Source organism: Streptomyces sp. CC0208, from assembly GCF_003443735.1.
GTDB classification, from domain to species: Bacteria; Actinomycetota; Actinomycetes; order Streptomycetales; family Streptomycetaceae; genus Streptomyces; species Streptomyces sviceus.
Genome location: NZ_CP031969.1, coordinates 8,964,610 through 8,980,801, shown reverse-complemented (window position 1 = coordinate 8,980,801; position 16,192 = coordinate 8,964,610). Strand labels below are relative to the sequence as shown.

Genomic DNA, 16,192 nt, shown 5'->3' with positions numbered 1-16,192 from the left:
AGGCATAGCCCACCGACCACGCATGGCGTTCGTTACGGCCACGGCTCGGTAGGCCGTACCGTGTCGAACGCCAGGCCGCTCGCGGTCTCCCCCGTGCCGGCGGTCTTCTCCCTGCGTACCCAGCTGTGCCAGGTGCCGTCGGACCAGCGGGCCAGGACGGGGCGGCGGGCGACCAGGACTCCTTCGCGCGGTACCTCCTCCTCGTGCAACCAGAGTCCGGGGGTGATGAGACGGCCCTCGGGGCGGGAATTGAGGCCGGGGCCTGTGAGGGTGGCCAGGCGGAACCGGATCTGGCCGGCTCGCACCGGTTCGGGGACGAGGGGGAACCAGAAGTCGGGGACGATGGACTGCACCGCGTACGCGGGCACCGCATCGGGTCCGGGTACGGCCGTTTCGGGCGGCGCGTCGCGGGCCCAGCGGTCGCGGCGGTCGACCGGTTCGCCGCGGCCGTCGGTGTAGTGGTGCTGAATCGCCCAGGCGAGGTTGGCCAGTTCGTCGCGGGCGAGGAGGACCCGTTCGAGGGGCTGTCCCGGCTGGCCGCGTTCGGAGGGCAGGATCAGCAGCCCGGACGCGGCCGGGTGGTCCGGATCGGGGCTGCTCAGGGTGAACATCGCCCAGGACGGGTCGTCGCGGCCGGCCCGCTCGACCAGGTGGTGGCGGCCGAACACGTCCCGTACGAGGAGCCGGTCCAGGACGGTCAGTGACGCGGTCGGCACCTCCAGCGGCACCAGGAACCAGTCGTTGCCGAAGACCGTGGCGAACGAGATCAGCAGCAGCCGCCCGGTGTCCAGCGCGGACACGTCCGCCGCGCTGAGGTCGACGCGAGCGTCCTCCATCTCCCAGAACCGGTCGGCCGGGAGCCCCCCGTACCGCACGGTCGAGGGCAGGCCCTCCTCCGCGAACGCCCGGCTCTGTCCCGGCGGTGCCGGCTCGGCGTCGGGGTCGGGGTGGACGTCGAGGGAGTACCAGTCCAGGCCGTCGCCCTGGTATTCCTCGGCCCGCAGGACGGTGCCGCCGGTGGACAGTTCGGCCGCGTATTCGCCACGATGCGGGTCGAAACAGTCCGGGCCGTGCTCGGCCAGCTGGGCGGCCCACCAGGTCCGCCAGCGGGCGGTCACCTCGCCGAGGCGGGCGTCGGGTCCGGCGTCGAAGGTGCCCGCGTCCAGCGCGGCCGCCACCGATGCCGCGTCGGGCAGACCGCCGTCGAGCAGGCCGATCAGACTGACGCCCGGCTCCTCCCCGGTGCGAAGTCGGTGCGGGGCCAGGGCCGTCAGGGCGGCGGCGAGCAGTCCGGCGTCATCGGACATGCGCAGCAACGCCGCGCCACCCTCGGCGCGCAGCCGCTCGTCGACCTGGACGGGCTCGTCCTCGATCTGGAGGTCCAGCGGGCCCTGGCCGAGGTCGTACGGCACCCAGTCGGTGGCCCCGGCCGGGCGCCAGGCATCGACGGGCGCGCTGCTGCCGCTCATCCGCACCACGGCCGGGGATCCGGCGTCCTGGGCGGCGAACTCCCCGAACTGCCACTGCCGGGTGAGCAGCCACAGCGGATCGTGCACCCGGGCGGCGAGGCCTGCGTCGACGTCGGTGGCCCGGTGCCGGGGCTGCAGCTGGAAGGGGCCCTCCGGGTCGGTGTCGTGTCTCTTCGTCTCGATCCGGGACAGGGCCCGGCCGGTCGCGCTCTGCTGGGCGATGCGGATGCCGGGCAGGAGCGAGTTCAGCGCGTTCAGGTCCTGGTGGTCGACAGCGCGCAGCTTGGCCAGTTCCAGGGTCTCCCGCAGCACCTGCATCAGCCCGTCGGAGGTCCATCCGCGGTCCAGGTCCGGGGGGACCGCAAGGAGCACACTGTGCGGGGCCTTGGCGTCCGGGCGGTCATAGTGGAAGGCGACGCCCGTCAGTTCGGTCTCCGGCGCAGGCTCGGGTCCCGGCGGCGGCTGCTCGGAGCCGGGGAGGAGTTCGATCCACTCGTCCAGGACGACTCCGGTGACTGCCGCGTCCGCCGCGATGTCGTGCGGTGCGTGCCAGACCAGGTGGGTCGTGGCGGGCGGGCGCTGCCCGGCGGGGAAGGGCCCGCCGATCCAGGCGTCGCCGTCGGTCGTCGGCTGCTGGGCCGCGCACAGCCGTTCCACTCGTCCGGCCCGGTTCCCGGCCAGCAGCAGTGTCTCGTGCAGGTTGCGCACCGTGGGGCGTACGGCCGCGTTGCGCCGCAGCCAGTCCTCCATGTGGGCGCCCGGCAGATCGCCGCGGCCCATCGGCGGCGAGGTCGTCGCGGTGAGCGCGGGCAGCAGCGGGAGGTCCGCGGAGAGCACCTGGGACAGCTCCGTGCGGGCCCGCGCGAGCCAGGCGTCGGTCGAGTCGGGTGTGACCTCCTCGGTCGCCAGTGCGCTGATCCTTTCCTTGGCAGGGTGCCCGGCGAGCGACGGGCTCGCGGCGAAGGCGGCGAGGCGGGTGCGCAGCTTCGTCGTGTCGACCGAGCGGCCGGCCGCGCTCTCGGGCAGGTGCGACGGCAGCAGCGGCTGTGCGGTCGACAGCAAGGACCGGATCCGCGTCGCCCTGCCGTGCAGTCCGCTCCAGCCAGGTCCGGTGAACTCGACGGGAGTCTCCGGCGGGACGTCCATCGCGCCCTGAACCGCCTTGCGCAGCGCGGCCGGTTCGGCGCCGGCCGCGTCCAGTACGGCGCTCAGGGCGCCCAGACCCAGCCGGTCGGCGGTGAGTTCGAAGGGGCGGGGCTCCGTCTGACCGTCGCCGAGTCGGCCGGCGAGGGTCCAGCCCGTCGCGGGACCGAGGAGATGGGCGGCCCATGCCTCCAGCGCGGGTTGCAGCGCGGCGAGCGGGTCGGCGGGCCAGCCCGTCGGGGTGGTCGGTTCGGCTGGGAGCAGAGCGGCGATGCGGTGCGTCAGGGCGCGGGCCCGGTGCGGGGTGCGCAGGACGCGGAAAGCGTCCGGCACGTCCTCACCGCGCCCGAGGGTGTCGGCGGTCAGACCCGCGCGGATCGGGTTCCCACCCACCAACTGGTGGACGCTCTCGGCCAGTACGAGGTCCCCCACGGCGTCGAGCGCGTCGGCGAGGTCGTCCAGCAGCGGAGTCACCGCCGCCCGGTCGCTCTCCGCGCCGACCACCGGCGCCTGGTCGATGACGCTGGCCAGGTCGGGGGCGCCGGCGCCGGCCCGCGCGAGGGCCATGCCGTCGACGACGTTGCGCGCGGAAACCGCCTCCGCGCTGCGCGCCCACAGGTCCGCGTCGGTCCCCTCGGGCGCCGTCTCAGGGACGACGGGCAGCGGGAACTGGCGGCGGAACCGCTCGATGAGGTGATCCAACTCGGCGTCGTGCAGGGCGCGTTCGAACCGGTAGCCCAGCAGGGCACCCAGGTTCTGCCCCTGCCGTACCCCGCCGAGCAGCCAGCGGGCGACGCGGGCGCGGCGGGAGGTGAGGTTGACCGCGTAGCTCTGCTCGTCGGGGTTGCCGAGGAAACCGGACCGCAGGACGGCCGCCGTGGCCGCGTGGTGCAGCGACGGCGCGTGGATGTAGCCGTCCTTCGCGGACACCTCCACGGTCGTGGCCACGTCGTCCAGCTGGATCTCCAGCTGTTCCCTCGGCACCGGCGGACGCAGGTTCTCCACCCAGCCGTAGCAGCCGAACCGCACTCCCTGGGTGCCGGACGCCCGCAGCTCGGCCAGCCGCTTCGACGCCAGTGAGGTGATCCAGGCATCCAGGCGGTGCGAGTGGACGTCGATGACCTCAAGGAGCAGCTCGGGGAGCTGGGACACCGGTACGGCGGCCAGAGTGCGCAGGGCCTGCTCCAGCCGCGGCAGCGCGGCCGCGGCCCGGGTGGCGGCGGCGACGCGTTCCGCTCGCTCGCTCTCGTCCAGGCCGTCCAGCACATCGGCGACCAGTTGGTCCACGTCGCCGGTGACGGCCAGGGCCTGCCGCAGGGGGTCGCCGGCGGGGTCGAAGTCGCCCAGGAAGGTGGACCAGTTGGGCAGGAACAGCAGCGCGTCGAGCACCCCGCTCATGTCCCGTTCGTCATCGGGGAGTTCCTCGGATCCGTCCGCGTCCCCGACCGGCTCCTCCCCCTCGACCGGCTCCTCCCCCTCGGTCGGCGGCTCCTCCTCCAGGCCCGGAAGGTCGAAGAACGTGCTCCGCCGAGGGGGGGTCTCGCGTCCGGTGGACAACTCCACCGGCCAATCGGCGTCGTACGCCGTGGCGTCCAACTCCCCCGCCAGGAACGCCCGTACGGCACCCAGGTAGTCCGCTGTGGCGGCCGCACGGGCCGGAAAGGCCTCGGCGTCCGGGGTCAGCCGGGTGACGAACTCCGGGACGCCGGTCGCCTCGTCCAGGCTCCAGCCGAGTGAGGTCCAGCCGTTGCTGGTCGTCGTCCAGCGGGCAAGGCCGTCGGGCGGCAGAGCGGGCAGACCGAGTGTCGCGGGGGGTTCGTCGAGCGGGGTGAACGGCACCGCGCGGGCCGGCCCGCTCATCCTGGTCATGGCCAGGCCCGTGGCCACGGGCAGCCGCTGCAACGCCTCCACCGCCACACGGTCCACCGGTTTGCCCGGTTCGACGCGCGGGATGGTCACCTCCTCATCGCCGTTGTCCTGCACCACCCGATGGTCCACCACCGCCCGCCAGCGTTCCCGCAGCCGCATGAGCCAGGGCGCGATCACACCGTCGACGTCGTCGGCGTGTTCGGCGCGCCAGTCGTCCAGCGCTGTCACGGGCAGGACACCGTACGGCTGACGGCCGACCCGCAGCATCGGCAGCGGTCCGCGGCCGCGCACGTGTGCGGCGATGTGCTCACGGACGGCCCGCCAGGGTCCCTCGGGAGACACACCGCTCGGCTGTCTCGTGCCCAGGTCGATCGTGGTCAGCGCGGCCTCGGCGAAGCCCTTGCCGAGCGTGGGCCAGGTGAGCAGGGTCAGGGCGGCGACAGCCGACGGCGCGGCGTCGTCGGCGCCGGGGCAGCCGCGCAGGAACCCGGCGTCCGGCACGCCCAGCGCGGTAGCGAGGGTGTCGGCGACCGGCCGCTCCCCCGCCCCCGGATCGGGGTCCGGGCCGGGATAGGCTGGGGCCGAGGACCAACCCGAGCGGGAGCGTGGGGTGTTGTTGGTGGCGGTGCCGGAGGGCAGCAGGCCGAGGCCGCTGCCGTAGCGGTGGCCGTGCAGCAGGTCGCGCAGCCGGGCAGCGCCGTCCACGGGCGCATCGTCGCGTACGCCGACCACCAGCAACTGGTCCAGGTTCTCGGTGTTCTCGGGCGGGACGATCAGCTCGATGCCCATGCCGGCCTTGACCGCTTCGAACCAGTCGGTCTCCCAGCCCTCCTCCTCGGCGCGCAGCAGGCCGATCGGCAGCGGGTCGGGCACGGGTCGGCCCAGCTTGTCGACCACCACCTCGCCCTCGAACAGCCCGAGGAAGCGCCAGCGCCTCGGCATGGCCACCGCGTGCGGACGCTGCTCCTGGGGGTCGTCGGTCCGCAGGGTGGGCGCCGGGGCGCCGGGACGGCAGGCGCGGACCGCCCAGGAGGCGCGGGCCGGGCGCAGCTTGGTGCGCACGTCCTGCCATGCCTCGGGGCCGGGGTTCTGCCAGTACGCGGTACCGGCGGCGACCTCGGCGGAAGTGAGCGCGGGCTCGAAGCGGGACAGCAGGATGTGGTCCGGGTAGATCCGCACCCGCAGGGTCCTCGGCTCCCACCAGATGGTCTCGACCCGCACCGGCAGCAGCGCGATGGGCTCAGTGTTGTTCTCGGGGAACAGCGCCTCGCCCTCGGCCAGCGCCCGGGTCAGCTCTTCCTGGGCCCCGGCTGCCAGGCGGTTCAACTCCTCGGCGCTGCTCTGGAGTTCCGGCAGGGCCGCCTCGGCCGTGGCGAGCGCCTCGGCGGCGGTGGGTGGGAAGGGGGGATCGGGCAGGCCTGCCTGGATGTGCGCCCGTAGACGCCGTACGACGGCCTCCTGCTCATCGGCGAGGGCCTGCGCGGTGTCCGCTTCGGTGCGCGCCCGGTCCAGTCGCGCGCGGGCGGCGAAGGCATCCGTCATGTCCTCACTGCTCCTGTCCTCGGCACGGTGGTCAGCCGCCCAGCAACGTGGTGGCCCGGAAGGCCAGTTGGAACGGCTGCTGGAAGGCGATGCGGGCCATGTCGGCCGAGTCCCGGGCCCACTTCGGCGGGTCGGGCTGGGTGAGCCGGGTCGGCGTGGCGGGCACCTGGCCGAGCTGTGCGCATCGGGCGGGCTGAACACCGATGCCCTGCCAGGTGAGGTCGGCCCATGTCTCCATCTCGGCGGGCTGGTCGCCGGTGTCGAATCCGAACTGTGTGCCCCGCATGGGTTCGCGGAACACGAAGAACCAGTCCTCGGCGCGGGCGCGCTCCGCGTCCAGGTCGGGGAACAGGTACAGGACCGTGGACTCGTCCAGCCCCAGCGCCGTGGCCGGTACGCCGTCGAAAGCGGGCGGCAGCCTGCCTTCCACTGCGCGTACGGCGAGCAGGGCGGTGCCGGGGAAGCGCCGCAGCAGATCGCCGCGTACGAGCAACGCCAGGTCGCCCTCGCCGCCGGTGCGCAACTGGCTGCCCAGCGGGGCGTCCAGCGGCCACAGCGCGATCTCCTCGACGTCCGCGCTGTCGCCGGGCCAGAATCGGGCGAACGGGGTGCCGCGCTGGTCAGTGGGGAACTCCCGCCACAGCAGCTCACGGTTGAACTCGTGGTTCAGCCCGACCAGCAGCGCGGCGATGAACTCCGGGTTGGTCTCCAGCAGGGTCACCGAGTCCTGCGGCAGCGCGCCGATGCCGGGCAGCGCCCATTCCGGCCAGCGGGCCAGCAGTTCCGCGGCAATCGGCACGGTGAACCTCGGGTGGGCCATGATCGGCCGCAGGGGGCGGTCGTCGGCCTCCGTGCGCTGCGCCCAGAAGTCGGCGGGGATGCGGTCGGCGAGCCGCAGCAGTTGCAGCCGCATGGGGCTGAGCGCCGCGCGCAGTTCGCCCGGCAGGCCGGCCTCCGGCGCGTCGTCGCTGACCATCCCCATCAGTTTCATCTTTCCTGCGAGGAACGACTCGGCCGGCTCGCCGTCCGTGCCGAGCTGGGCCCGTCGGGCCAGCGCGCCGTTGGCGCGGGTCAGCCGGACGAACGAGGTACTGGCCGTGCCGACCGGCAGGTCCTCCCGCGCCGAGGCCAGCTTGGCGGCCAGGGTGGTCGGCTCCGCGTCCGGTGTCGTCGCGGACACGGGCACCCGCGCGCTCACCGGTGCCATGACGGTGACGAGGTCGGCCGCGTCCAGCGGGCCGAGGTGCTTGCGCTGGGCCCGCTCGGCGGCGACGGCCGCCAGCTCACCGACCGCCAGCAGCCGGTTGGCCTGCCGGATCTCGCCTACCTGTTCCCAGGCCCGGGCCATGAGGAACTCCTGCTCCAACTGCACATAGCGGCAGCCGAGTGCGGCGGCGACCCGACGGCGGACCTCCACGTTGAGCGTGCTCATCCAGACGTCGGGCTCGGCCGGCACGGTCTGCTCGCCGGTGTGATGGCTTCCGTACAGCGGCGGGGCCACGGCGACGACGTCCCGGTCCCCGGCGGGTTCTCCGTCCCCCTCCGGCACGGCCTCGCCGCGGAGCAGGGCCGGTGCGTCCACCCGCTCGCGGATCAGTGCGCGGAACCGGTCCTGGGCCGCGGGGTCGGACCACGTCTCGGGTGCCGCAGTGCCGGGCGGGCGCAGGGCGCCGTCCATGGCAACGGTGGCCGGGCCGACGGCCTCCTCGGCGGGCCAGGGCCGACCGACATCGATGGTCCGGGTGCCGAGGCCGGACTCGGCGGCGGGCCGGAAGCGCAGCCGGCGGGCGAGTTCCTCGAAGGTGCCCGCCCTCCCCGTACGGAAGGTCCACCAGTGGTACACGGGCAGGTCGACGGTGTCCCGGCCGGGGATGGGCCAGGCGTCCGTGGTGGCCGCCGCCTGGGGTGCGACGTTCAGGCCCGCGTCCCGGCCCGCCGCGGTGGCGGGCACGACCGCGGCGATCCAGCCGCGGTCCGGGGCCAGCCGACGCGGGCACAGCAGCCGTCCGACGACATCCGCCGAGTGATGGCGCACGCGCTGTTCGACGAGCCGCCGGGCGGCGTCGAGGTCGGTGACGTCATCGGGCAGCCGTGCCTCCACGTGGATCCAGGCCCACCGTTCGGCCAAGAGGGGCAGCGCGGCGACCGGTGCGGTGAGGACGGGCAGCGGATGCCCCGGGCGAGGTGGGGCGGCCTCGTCCTCGGACAGCACGATCAGCGCGATCCAGGGTTGCGGGGTGGGTCCGCCCGCAGTGGCCACCGTGCCCGGGGACAGCAGCCAGGGCAGGTCGGCGTGGACCAGTTCCACGCTCGCCAGCACGTTCTCCGCCGCGTCGAGTGTGCCGGGCGGCGGTTCCTCGCGCAGCACCATCGAGCGGTCAAAGCCGAGCACCTCGCCCGGTCCTACGAGCGACAGGGTCGGTCCCCGCACTTCCGGCTCCTCGCGGCGGCCGTCGATGTCCTGGAAGAACCGCACCGCAGTGCGCAGCGCCTGTCCGTCGGCGGAGGCGGCGGCACCGACTCGCGCGGAGGAGAAGAACCAGCGCGTGCTCATACGACGCTCCCGCCTGCTCGGCGCTGGGGGCGGGGCGCGGTCATCGTCCGACCTCCCAGCTCTCGAGGAGCCGCAACGCCTCCTGCGGCTGGTCGAGTCGGCCGCTCATCGCCTCCCAGGCGTCGGCGGTGGCGTCGACCAGGGTGACGTCGTCCAGGAGCGGCTGAAGCGAATCGGTGGCCGCAACGCTCAACTTGGCGGGGCGCACCTTGATGGTCGCCGCTGGTGTACGCCAGTGCTCGAGCCGTTCGGCGGCGCTGGCACCGAAGACGGACTCGAGGCGGAACAGCCCGGGCCACAAGGAGAACTCCCGCTCGGGCAGCGGGGGTTCGTAGCCGGTCTCATAGCCGTCGTCCACGCGGTGGCCGGCGCCGAGAACGATGCCGTCGCTGCGTGCCCGCAGTCCGCACGCGCGGCTGACGAAGGCGGGCTCGCTGAGTTGGGCGTCTTCGGTGAGGTCGAAGAACTCTCCGGGCACGAACCGCTCGGACAGCGAGGGGAGTCCGGCGGCGGGCTGGGTGGTTCCGAGGGTGATCTCCTTGATCGTCCAGGTCTGGGCCGGCACCGGGCGCCGCTCGAAACGGGAGATCGGCACGCCCAGCGGGACCACACGCTGCGAGACGCGCAGGGTGGCGTCGGGGTGCACGAGGGTGCCCTGGTTCAGCTTCTCGTTCGCTTCCCTGGTGAACACCAACGCGGTGCGTTCGGCGGTCGGCCGCTCCGCCGCCCAGGCCTTCGACTGCGCCAGTTCGGGGGTCAGCGCGTCGATCGGCGGGCGTCCGGCCTTCTGCTCCACGGCGGGCGGCGAGCCCCAGCGGATGTCGAAGTCCAGCTCGACGTCCCAGAACAGCACCGCGATGCTGCCGGTGCCGAAGGCATGCCAGGGGGCGGGCCCCTCCAGCGTGAAGTCCAGGGCGATCCCGGCCAGTCGGCGCCCGAAGGCGCGTACCGCCACTCCGGCGCGGACGTGCACGGAGAACGCGAACACCGGGTCGAAGACGAACAGCGCGTCCAGACCCAGCCAGCCCGTCACCCCGCAGCCGGCGATCGTGGCGTCCAGCTGGACCTGGCCGCCGAACATCACCGCGTTGGAGGTGACCGCGAAATAGGCCTCCATGCGGAGCCCCCAGCCCTGGCCGGGGGCCAGGTCCACCTGGAGCCGGTCCAGCGCGGGCACCCGGGCCGGGCGGGTGTAGCGGGGGTGGAATCCGCCGGCGGACAGGACGAACTCCGGCTGCCCGCCGCCGCGTACGAGCAGATACATCTCGCCGCGCACGGCGAGCCCGACGATCCACGAACCTGACAGCGACACCAGCACCTCGACCAGCGGGACGGCCGGTTCGATCCGACCGAGCACACAAGCCTGGAGGCGGATGAGCGGCACGGCCGGGTCGAGCAGCCCGACCAGCAGCCGTCCCAGCAGCAGAGCGCGTGCCGGCGCGGGCAGTTCGAGAATGATCGCCCCGGACAGGGACACCCACCGGCCGCCCCAGTTGAGGCGGATCATCGGCCCGACCAGGACGCGCCCGGCAGCGACTGGGAACGCCGAGCCGAGCGAGCCGATGATCTCCGGGGCGCGTTCCACCGCGCGGTCGGGGAACAGCACATGGTCGGCATTGCCGTCACCGACGAGCTGCTGCAGGGCGGTGACATCGGCGCGCCGGTTCACCCCGACCAGACCACCGACCGCGTCGAGCGCGAAGCCCAGGCCGAGTTGGATGCCGGGGGTCGGGAACTGGGCGGCGAGCAGCGCCAGGAAGCTGGTGGGGGCCTGGCCGTCGGGCGGCCGGAACAGGGCGACCGCCTGGACGCGCAGCACCCCGAGATCGACGGAGATCAGCCCCCCGTAGCCCTGGTCGGAGGTGCGCCGGACCAGGCCGCCGCCGGAGATGGGCGGCACGTTCAGCTCGGTGCCGATGCCGTCCGGGAACAGCTCGCGCAGTCGGCTCGGGTCGAGGCCCGGGGGGTGCGCCGGAGTGAACGTAACGGGCAGCTCGATCCCGGCGCGCTCCAGGTGGACGCTCAGCGGCAGGCCCGGAAGCCCGGCGCTGGCCGACACCGACACGGCCAGCAGTGGCTCGCCCCCGTCCGCGGTCAGCTCCAGGGCGGCGCCCCGGCTGGACACCGCCGGGGCGTTCAGCCGAAGCGGGAGAGGGACCGTGAGGCCGCCGGTGCCGGCGAAGCGCAGGCCTTCGGCCCGGTCGGCGCGCAGGACGACGGACACGGGCGGACCCGACATCGGGCTCGCGCCCTCGATGCCGAGGAGACGGGCGAGCGCGGCCGGCAGCACGGCGGCGGTGAACCCCTGCAACTCCAGATCGACAACGGCGGGGGTGCCCGGCTCCGAGGTCACGGCCAGACCGACGCCGTCGACGCTCACGCCGGGGCCGTCGGTCATTCCGGCGGTGAGCCTGCCGGTGCGGCGCAGCCGGATCGCGGCGCTGCCACCGGGCGCCGCGGGCGGCAGGCCCGGCCCGAAGGCGGCGTCCCAGCCCTGGGCGGCGGTGACGGTCGCCTCCACGCTCCACGGCCCGTGGACCGTCTGGGGCAGGGTAAGGGCCGTCCCTGGAGTGACGACCACGTCGAAGACCGGTCCGTCAGGGGTCACTCCGAGCACGGCGCGTCCGCCCGCGGCTCCGCCGTGGCCATCGAACACCAGGGCCACGCCGAGGGGCGCGCCGGGGGCCCGACGCCAGCCGTGCAGCCGTACGGGCGAGGCTGCGTCGAGGTCGCCGAGCGCCTCCCGTACCAGCTCCACCAGCGAGTTACCGGGCGGCAGTTTGTCGTGCACGGCGAACAGCCGCCCGGCGAGCACGGTCCCGGCTGCCGAGGGGTCCTCGCCGAGCTCGGGCAAGGAGCGGACCAGGCCGTCGACGGCGTCCTTGGCCAGCGCGCACAGTTGGCCGGCGACCTGCTGGAGGAGTGCGTGCGGGTCCATGCGGCTCACCCCTGGTTCGCTTCGCCGTTGTCGATCACCAGCGCGCCGTTCATGGTGCCGACGCCCAGCCAGCGGCCGTTCGGGCTGAACCGCAACGCCAGTACCTCGTCGGTGGACACGGTGTACAGCTCCTTGCCCTCGACGTTGAACAGCCGTACGACGTTGTCGATGGACGCGCTGGCCGCGTGCTTGCCGTTCGGGCTGAACGCGACATGGGTGACCGCTCCGAAGCTCTGGTCCTCCGGCTGGCCGAGGTTCAGCTTGGGCGCCCGGCCCCGCTCGACGCCGGTGTCCGCGTCCAGGACCCGGGCGAACCCGTCGGAGCCGCCGACCACGGTCCATTTGCCCTTGGGGTCGAAGGCCAGGCAGCTCGGGGCGGTGACCTGGTCGTCGATGTCCTCCGGAGTGGGCCACACCTGCTTGCCGCTCTGCGCCTCGAACATCCGGGTGGTGTCGTCCGCGGCGCAGCACAACACGTTCAGCCCGTCCGGGCTGAACGCGACGGCGAAAACGGCATCCTTCGGGGTGAGCCGCGAGATCTCCTTGCCGGTGGCCACGTCGTGCACCCGAGCGGATCCGGCGTGATGGTGGTTTCCGCCGTGGCGTTCGTCCACGGCCAGCGCGATCCGAGTGCCGTCCCGGCTCAGGTCCACATCCGCGATCAGCGGCGGGTTGACGGTGATGCGCTGCTTGATCTCTCCGGAGGCCTGGTCGAGTACGGCGACCAGGGTGTCGGTGGCCACGATGAGCCGCCCCTCCGGGCCGAACCGCACGGAGTTCACCGAGTTGCCCGGGTCGAGCGGTCCCTGCCACAGGGCCGTGCCGGTGGCACTGTCCCGCAGGAACACCTGCTCGAAGTCGGACACGGCGATCCTGGTGCCGTCCGGGCTGAAGGCCATGCCGGACACGGCTCCGTCGGTGGGCACCTCCAGCGGCGGTGCCCCGATGCCGATCGAGCGCACCCGCAGGTGGGTGTCGCTGCCGCCGGTGGCAAAGCGCGCGTTGTCCGGACTGAAGGCGACGGCCTGGACCGAGCCGTTCTGCGGGGCGCGAAGAGCGACGGTACCGGGCTCGCTCATGACCGGGTCCTCCTCATGCCGGAATGTGCCTAGCCGACGGCAAGTGACACGTCGAACGTCGCGCTGCCGCCGCGCACCGTCACCGTGACCGACTCAGGGGCGAGACCGTCCGGGTTGTCGAAGCGGTACAGGGCGTACGCGTTGGCGCCGGTCATCTGGATGGCGGGCAGCGGGCCGGGGACGGGTGCTTCCGCGACGCTCAGGGACTGTCCGCCGGCGACGAGTTCGACGGCTACGTCGGAGTCCTGGAGGTCGAAGGGCTGTTCCACCGCTATCGCCACGTTGACACGCACCGACGTGCCGGTCACCTCGTGGAGGGACGGGTAGACCCAGAAGTCACCGGCCAGTCGGGGGGTTTCGTCGTTCATAGGGGCTCCTCACGACACCTGGCAGTTGACGGTCCACTCGCGGGTGAACAGGACCCTTCCGTCGTTGCACACGTCGATCAGATGTCCGCGGAAGTCGACATCGGTCTTGAAGAAGGTGCCGGGCGCTCCAACGCCCCCGGGTGTGTCCCGGCCGGCGTACTGCTCTCCGGAGCGTCGCTTGACGAGATACATGTCGTTGAGGTTCCCGTTGCCGACCGCGGCGTCGCGGTGTCCGTAGTCCAGGTCGACGTGGAACGGGTTGGCTGGGCTGGACGCGGCTTGGCCGTCCTCGATGAAGTGGTCGTCGGCGGAGCCCTGCCCCGGCCGGGAGCGCATCAGACGGGGCGCCGGAACGCCGTGCTCCTTCGTGATGAAGCGTACGGGCTGACCATTCACCTCAAGCTCACCACGAAAATGTACTGCCGGTATTCGCCGCATGCGGGTCAAGAGCCTCTTGGAGCCTGTCTTCGCCCTGCCTGGCGGCGGGGTCCAAGATCGATGGGCACCCGCTTCTCAGACCATCGCCGGCAAGGGGTCCGAGAACCAAGTAGCCGTGCTTCCCGGGTTGTTGATGTCTACGGTTTCGCCCGAGAGACGCAAGTCGAGGCCGAGATGGCCCGTGTACCGCCCCTTCGGACCGTTGTCCCACGCGATGGTGACCAGAAAGTCGTCGCCTCGGACGAATCCCTGGCAGCCGCCGTGAACGCCGTTGACGAAGGCGTCACCCGATACGTTTCCTGCCCGGTCCTGGTCCAGGTTCATATGCACCGTCGCGCCATTGGTCTGATGTACGTCCCAGTTGCCTCTGGAATCGACTGTCATCGGGCTCTCCTTCGTTCTTGTGCTCCGGCAGTCAGAAAGGCCGTCCCAGTTCGCGGGCTCATGGCTTCTTACTCCGCCCGAAAGGTCGGGCAACGGGTTGGCTGCGCGTCAGGCAGACTGCCGTACCGTCAGATGAGCTGTCCTCGCCCACAACGTGGCTGCTGGAAGAGTTTGACGCACAGCGAGACTCCTGGGGAATGTTTCGATTGCCGTCTTGTCGAGCCTCTTTGTTCCAGTAGGCGTCGCGTTTGCGGCAGTGTCAAACCGGGCAGCTGGCGACGGCGAATGACACAGCAGCCGTGGTTGACCGGTCAACTCACGTGGTGTGGCGGGTGGGCGGGCGGAGGGCCTTCGGCACTACACCCAAGGCTGACACGGCGTGTTCCGCAACGTGGCTCGCGGCCGGCTTCGGCATCGGCACCACCACCGTCTACCGTTACGTCACCGAAGCCGTCGAACTCCTGGCCGTTCTCGCACCCACGCTCGCGAGGAAGCCGTCAAGGCCGCGTCGACGAAGGCGTTCGTGATCCTGGACGGGACGCTGCCGCCGATCAACCGGATCGCCGCCGACCAGCCCTTCTATTGGCGGCAAACACAAGAATCACGGCATGAACGTGCAGGTCATCGCCGTCCCCAGGGAACGTCGCCTGTGGGCGTCGGCTGCCCTGCCCGGGCGGTCCACGATGTCCGGGCGGCCCGTGAGAACGGCATCATCGACGCTCTCGCCGGAGGCCGGCATCAACTGCTGGGCTGGCAGGCGGTCAACCGTTCCCACGTGAAGATCCGAGCCCGCAGCTCCTCCGTAAGCTCCGTTGCGCGACCACTCGCGCCGTCCTCCTGTCTGCTGTCGTACCTGAACGGCCTGTCGGCGAATGCGGCTGGCACGAACATCCACAGCAGATGCTGTTCGAGGACATCGGGATCGGCGAACCGGTCCTAGGGAACTCCCGGGCGGAGTGATCGACCCCGGCGAGCCCCCACGAAGCGGCTGCGCGCGAGTCGCTGGAGGAAACCGACATGCGGCCGAAGGGCACACTCGCGTGCTTCACGCGTCGTCCGTGCGTCCTTTGCCTGTCTGCGCGGGAACCGGTTCCGTCCCCGGCGTGCCCGGTACAGGGTCGGTCTGCGCGCGCCCCACGTCCGACAGCGTTTCGCGGGCCCGGGCGTCGACGAAGCGCGTCACAACGTGCTGCGCAGCGCCGAAGATGACAGCCCACGCCATGATCTGTGCGCTGGAATCCAGATCGCTCAGGCCGGGGATGAACGCCCCCCTGATGAGCAGCACCCCTACGAAGGCGGTCAGGGCCCCGGTGGGAAATTTCAGCAGGGCCGCGGACAGCGGCAGCATGTAGGGAGTGCTCGTTCCTTGAATCCGGCGCAATGACGCGATCACCGTGAGAGCCGCTCCGGCCAGCCCTCCCGCCTCGGTGACGAGCACGTCCGTGTGCTGGGCGTAGTGACTCGGAACATCATTGCCGTTCCGAGGGACCTCTCCGGAGGGGCACGCGACGTTGAGCTCTCCCTTCGGAATGAAACACAGGTTCAGCGAACCGGGGCAGTACCAGCCCCAGAGCGCGAGCCCAGCCGCACCGAGGAGCACGAAGAAGGTGGCGATCCGCAGAATGACGCTGAGGCTGCGAACCCTCCTGACCTCGGCATCCAGCGCGTCGTACGAGGCGCTCAGAGCCAGGACGAGGAGCCCTCGGTCCCCCGGCTGAGGCCCTTTCACCTCCATGCCCTCCGCGACCGCCTCCGCCCTCACCCGAAGCGGGTTGCCCGGAGCAAGGTGCTGCTGGACATAGCCCAGCACGTCGGTGCTCCGGCTGATCAGGTCCTCTTGTGAGCACAGCCCGAGCAGCATGACGTCGGTCGCGCGCAGGTTTGCCCAGGTCCTTTCGAGGGCTGCGGCTCCGGAGAAGAGGCGGCGCGGTGCGCGGATGGCATGGCCCGCCTCTTCCAGGTGCCGTGCCATCCCCTCCAGGGTCTTCTCCCGCTGTCGTTGCTCAGCTTGGTCCTCAACCGCCCGGCATCTCTCGCGATCCGCTTGCTGCTCCAAGTAGAGAATGCGCGCGGCGGCCCGCTCACGCCAGGCCGTCCTGTGAACTCTGGACAGCCCTTTCGGGATCTTCGGGAGCTGGACGACGTTCGTTCGTCCGGTCTGCTCGTAAGAATCATCCTGCTTCGGCGCATCCGGGTTCGCCGTGCGGCCGAACAAGAGCGACGTAACCCACAGGAAAGCGAAGGTGATTGCGTTTCCTCGGAGTTTTGTCGGGCTTCGTGAACTCTTGAAGGCTTTCTCGTCGGCCATCCCGACCTCCAGCAAAGGCTCCCCGTCTCAGCATAGGACGTACCGCCAACAGGAGCGCGCCAAGAGGCGGGTACCGGCAGCAATTGCAGAGCGCCCGACT

General features: G+C 71.9%; 8 protein-coding genes and 1 pseudogene. 1 reads left to right on the top strand and 8 read right to left on the bottom strand.

The annotated features are described in order from the left end of the window. Window positions 1-32: 32 nt before the first annotated feature. From D1369_RS41150 to D1369_RS41120, 7 genes are all read right to left on the bottom strand, one after another. Entirely contained in the window at window positions 33-6,023 is a 5,991-nt protein-coding gene (locus D1369_RS41150) for a hypothetical protein (protein ID WP_118083073.1), read from the bottom strand. A gap of 31 nt (window positions 6,024-6,054) precedes the next feature. Beyond that, the gene (locus D1369_RS41145) at window positions 6,055-8,577 is read right to left on the bottom strand and encodes a hypothetical protein (RefSeq protein WP_118083072.1); all 2,523 of its coding nucleotides are present in this window, start codon (window positions 8,575-8,577) and stop codon (window positions 6,055-6,057) included. Between the two features lie 40 nt (window positions 8,578-8,617). Then, on the bottom strand, window positions 8,618-11,515 hold the full coding sequence (locus tag D1369_RS41140) for a DUF6603 domain-containing protein (RefSeq protein ID WP_118083071.1): 2,898 nt from the start codon (window positions 11,513-11,515) through the stop codon (window positions 8,618-8,620). Between the two features lie 5 nt (window positions 11,516-11,520). Further along, the gene (locus D1369_RS41135) at window positions 11,521-12,594 is read right to left on the bottom strand and encodes a WD40 repeat domain-containing protein (RefSeq protein ID WP_118083070.1); all 1,074 of its coding nucleotides are present in this window, start codon (window positions 12,592-12,594) and stop codon (window positions 11,521-11,523) included. 29 nt (window positions 12,595-12,623) lie between these two features. After that, window positions 12,624-12,962 carry a hypothetical protein gene (locus tag D1369_RS41130; protein WP_007379325.1) on the bottom strand — a complete coding sequence of 113 codons (339 nt, stop codon included), beginning with the start codon at window positions 12,960-12,962 and terminating at the stop codon, window positions 12,624-12,626. 9 nt (window positions 12,963-12,971) lie between these two features. Beyond that, complete coding sequence (locus D1369_RS41125; RefSeq protein WP_158680098.1) at window positions 12,972-13,358, bottom strand: hypothetical protein; 387 nt, start codon at window positions 13,356-13,358, stop codon at window positions 12,972-12,974. Window positions 13,359-13,475: 117 nt separating this feature from the next. Further along, window positions 13,476-13,784, bottom strand: coding sequence for a hypothetical protein (locus D1369_RS41120; RefSeq protein ID WP_158680099.1), 309 nt, complete (start codon window positions 13,782-13,784; stop codon window positions 13,476-13,478). Between the two features lie 248 nt (window positions 13,785-14,032). On the opposite strand from D1369_RS41120, the pseudogene D1369_RS44315 reads away from it, so the two are divergent. Then, window positions 14,033-14,744, top strand: a pseudogene (locus D1369_RS44315) (transposase family protein). 85 nt (window positions 14,745-14,829) lie between these two features. On the opposite strand, the gene D1369_RS41110 reads toward D1369_RS44315, so the two are convergent. Then, on the bottom strand, window positions 14,830-16,092 hold the full coding sequence (locus tag D1369_RS41110) for an enkurin domain-containing protein (protein ID WP_237557577.1): 1,263 nt from the start codon (window positions 16,090-16,092) through the stop codon (window positions 14,830-14,832). Between the last annotated feature and the right edge of the window lie 100 nt (window positions 16,093-16,192).

Bases quoted from the DNA above. Each gene is read 5' to 3' on its own strand.
- D1369_RS41120 (WP_158680099.1), bottom strand. From the start codon at position 13,784: ATGACAGTCGATTCCAGAGGCAACTGGGACGTACATCAGACCAATGGC.
- D1369_RS41140 (WP_118083071.1), bottom strand. From the start codon at position 11,515: ATGGACCCGCACGCACTCCTCCAGCAGGTCGCCGGCCAACTGTGCGCG.
- D1369_RS41135 (WP_118083070.1), bottom strand. From the start codon at position 12,594: ATGAGCGAGCCCGGTACCGTCGCTCTTCGCGCCCCGCAGAACGGCTCG.
- D1369_RS41150 (WP_118083073.1), bottom strand. From the start codon at position 6,023: ATGACGGATGCCTTCGCCGCCCGCGCGCGACTGGACCGGGCGCGCACC.
- D1369_RS41145 (WP_118083072.1), bottom strand. From the start codon at position 8,577: ATGAGCACGCGCTGGTTCTTCTCCTCCGCGCGAGTCGGTGCCGCCGCC.
- D1369_RS41110 (WP_237557577.1), bottom strand. From the start codon at position 16,092: ATGGCCGACGAGAAAGCCTTCAAGAGTTCACGAAGCCCGACAAAACTC.
- D1369_RS41130 (WP_007379325.1), bottom strand. From the start codon at position 12,962: ATGAACGACGAAACCCCCCGACTGGCCGGTGACTTCTGGGTCTACCCG.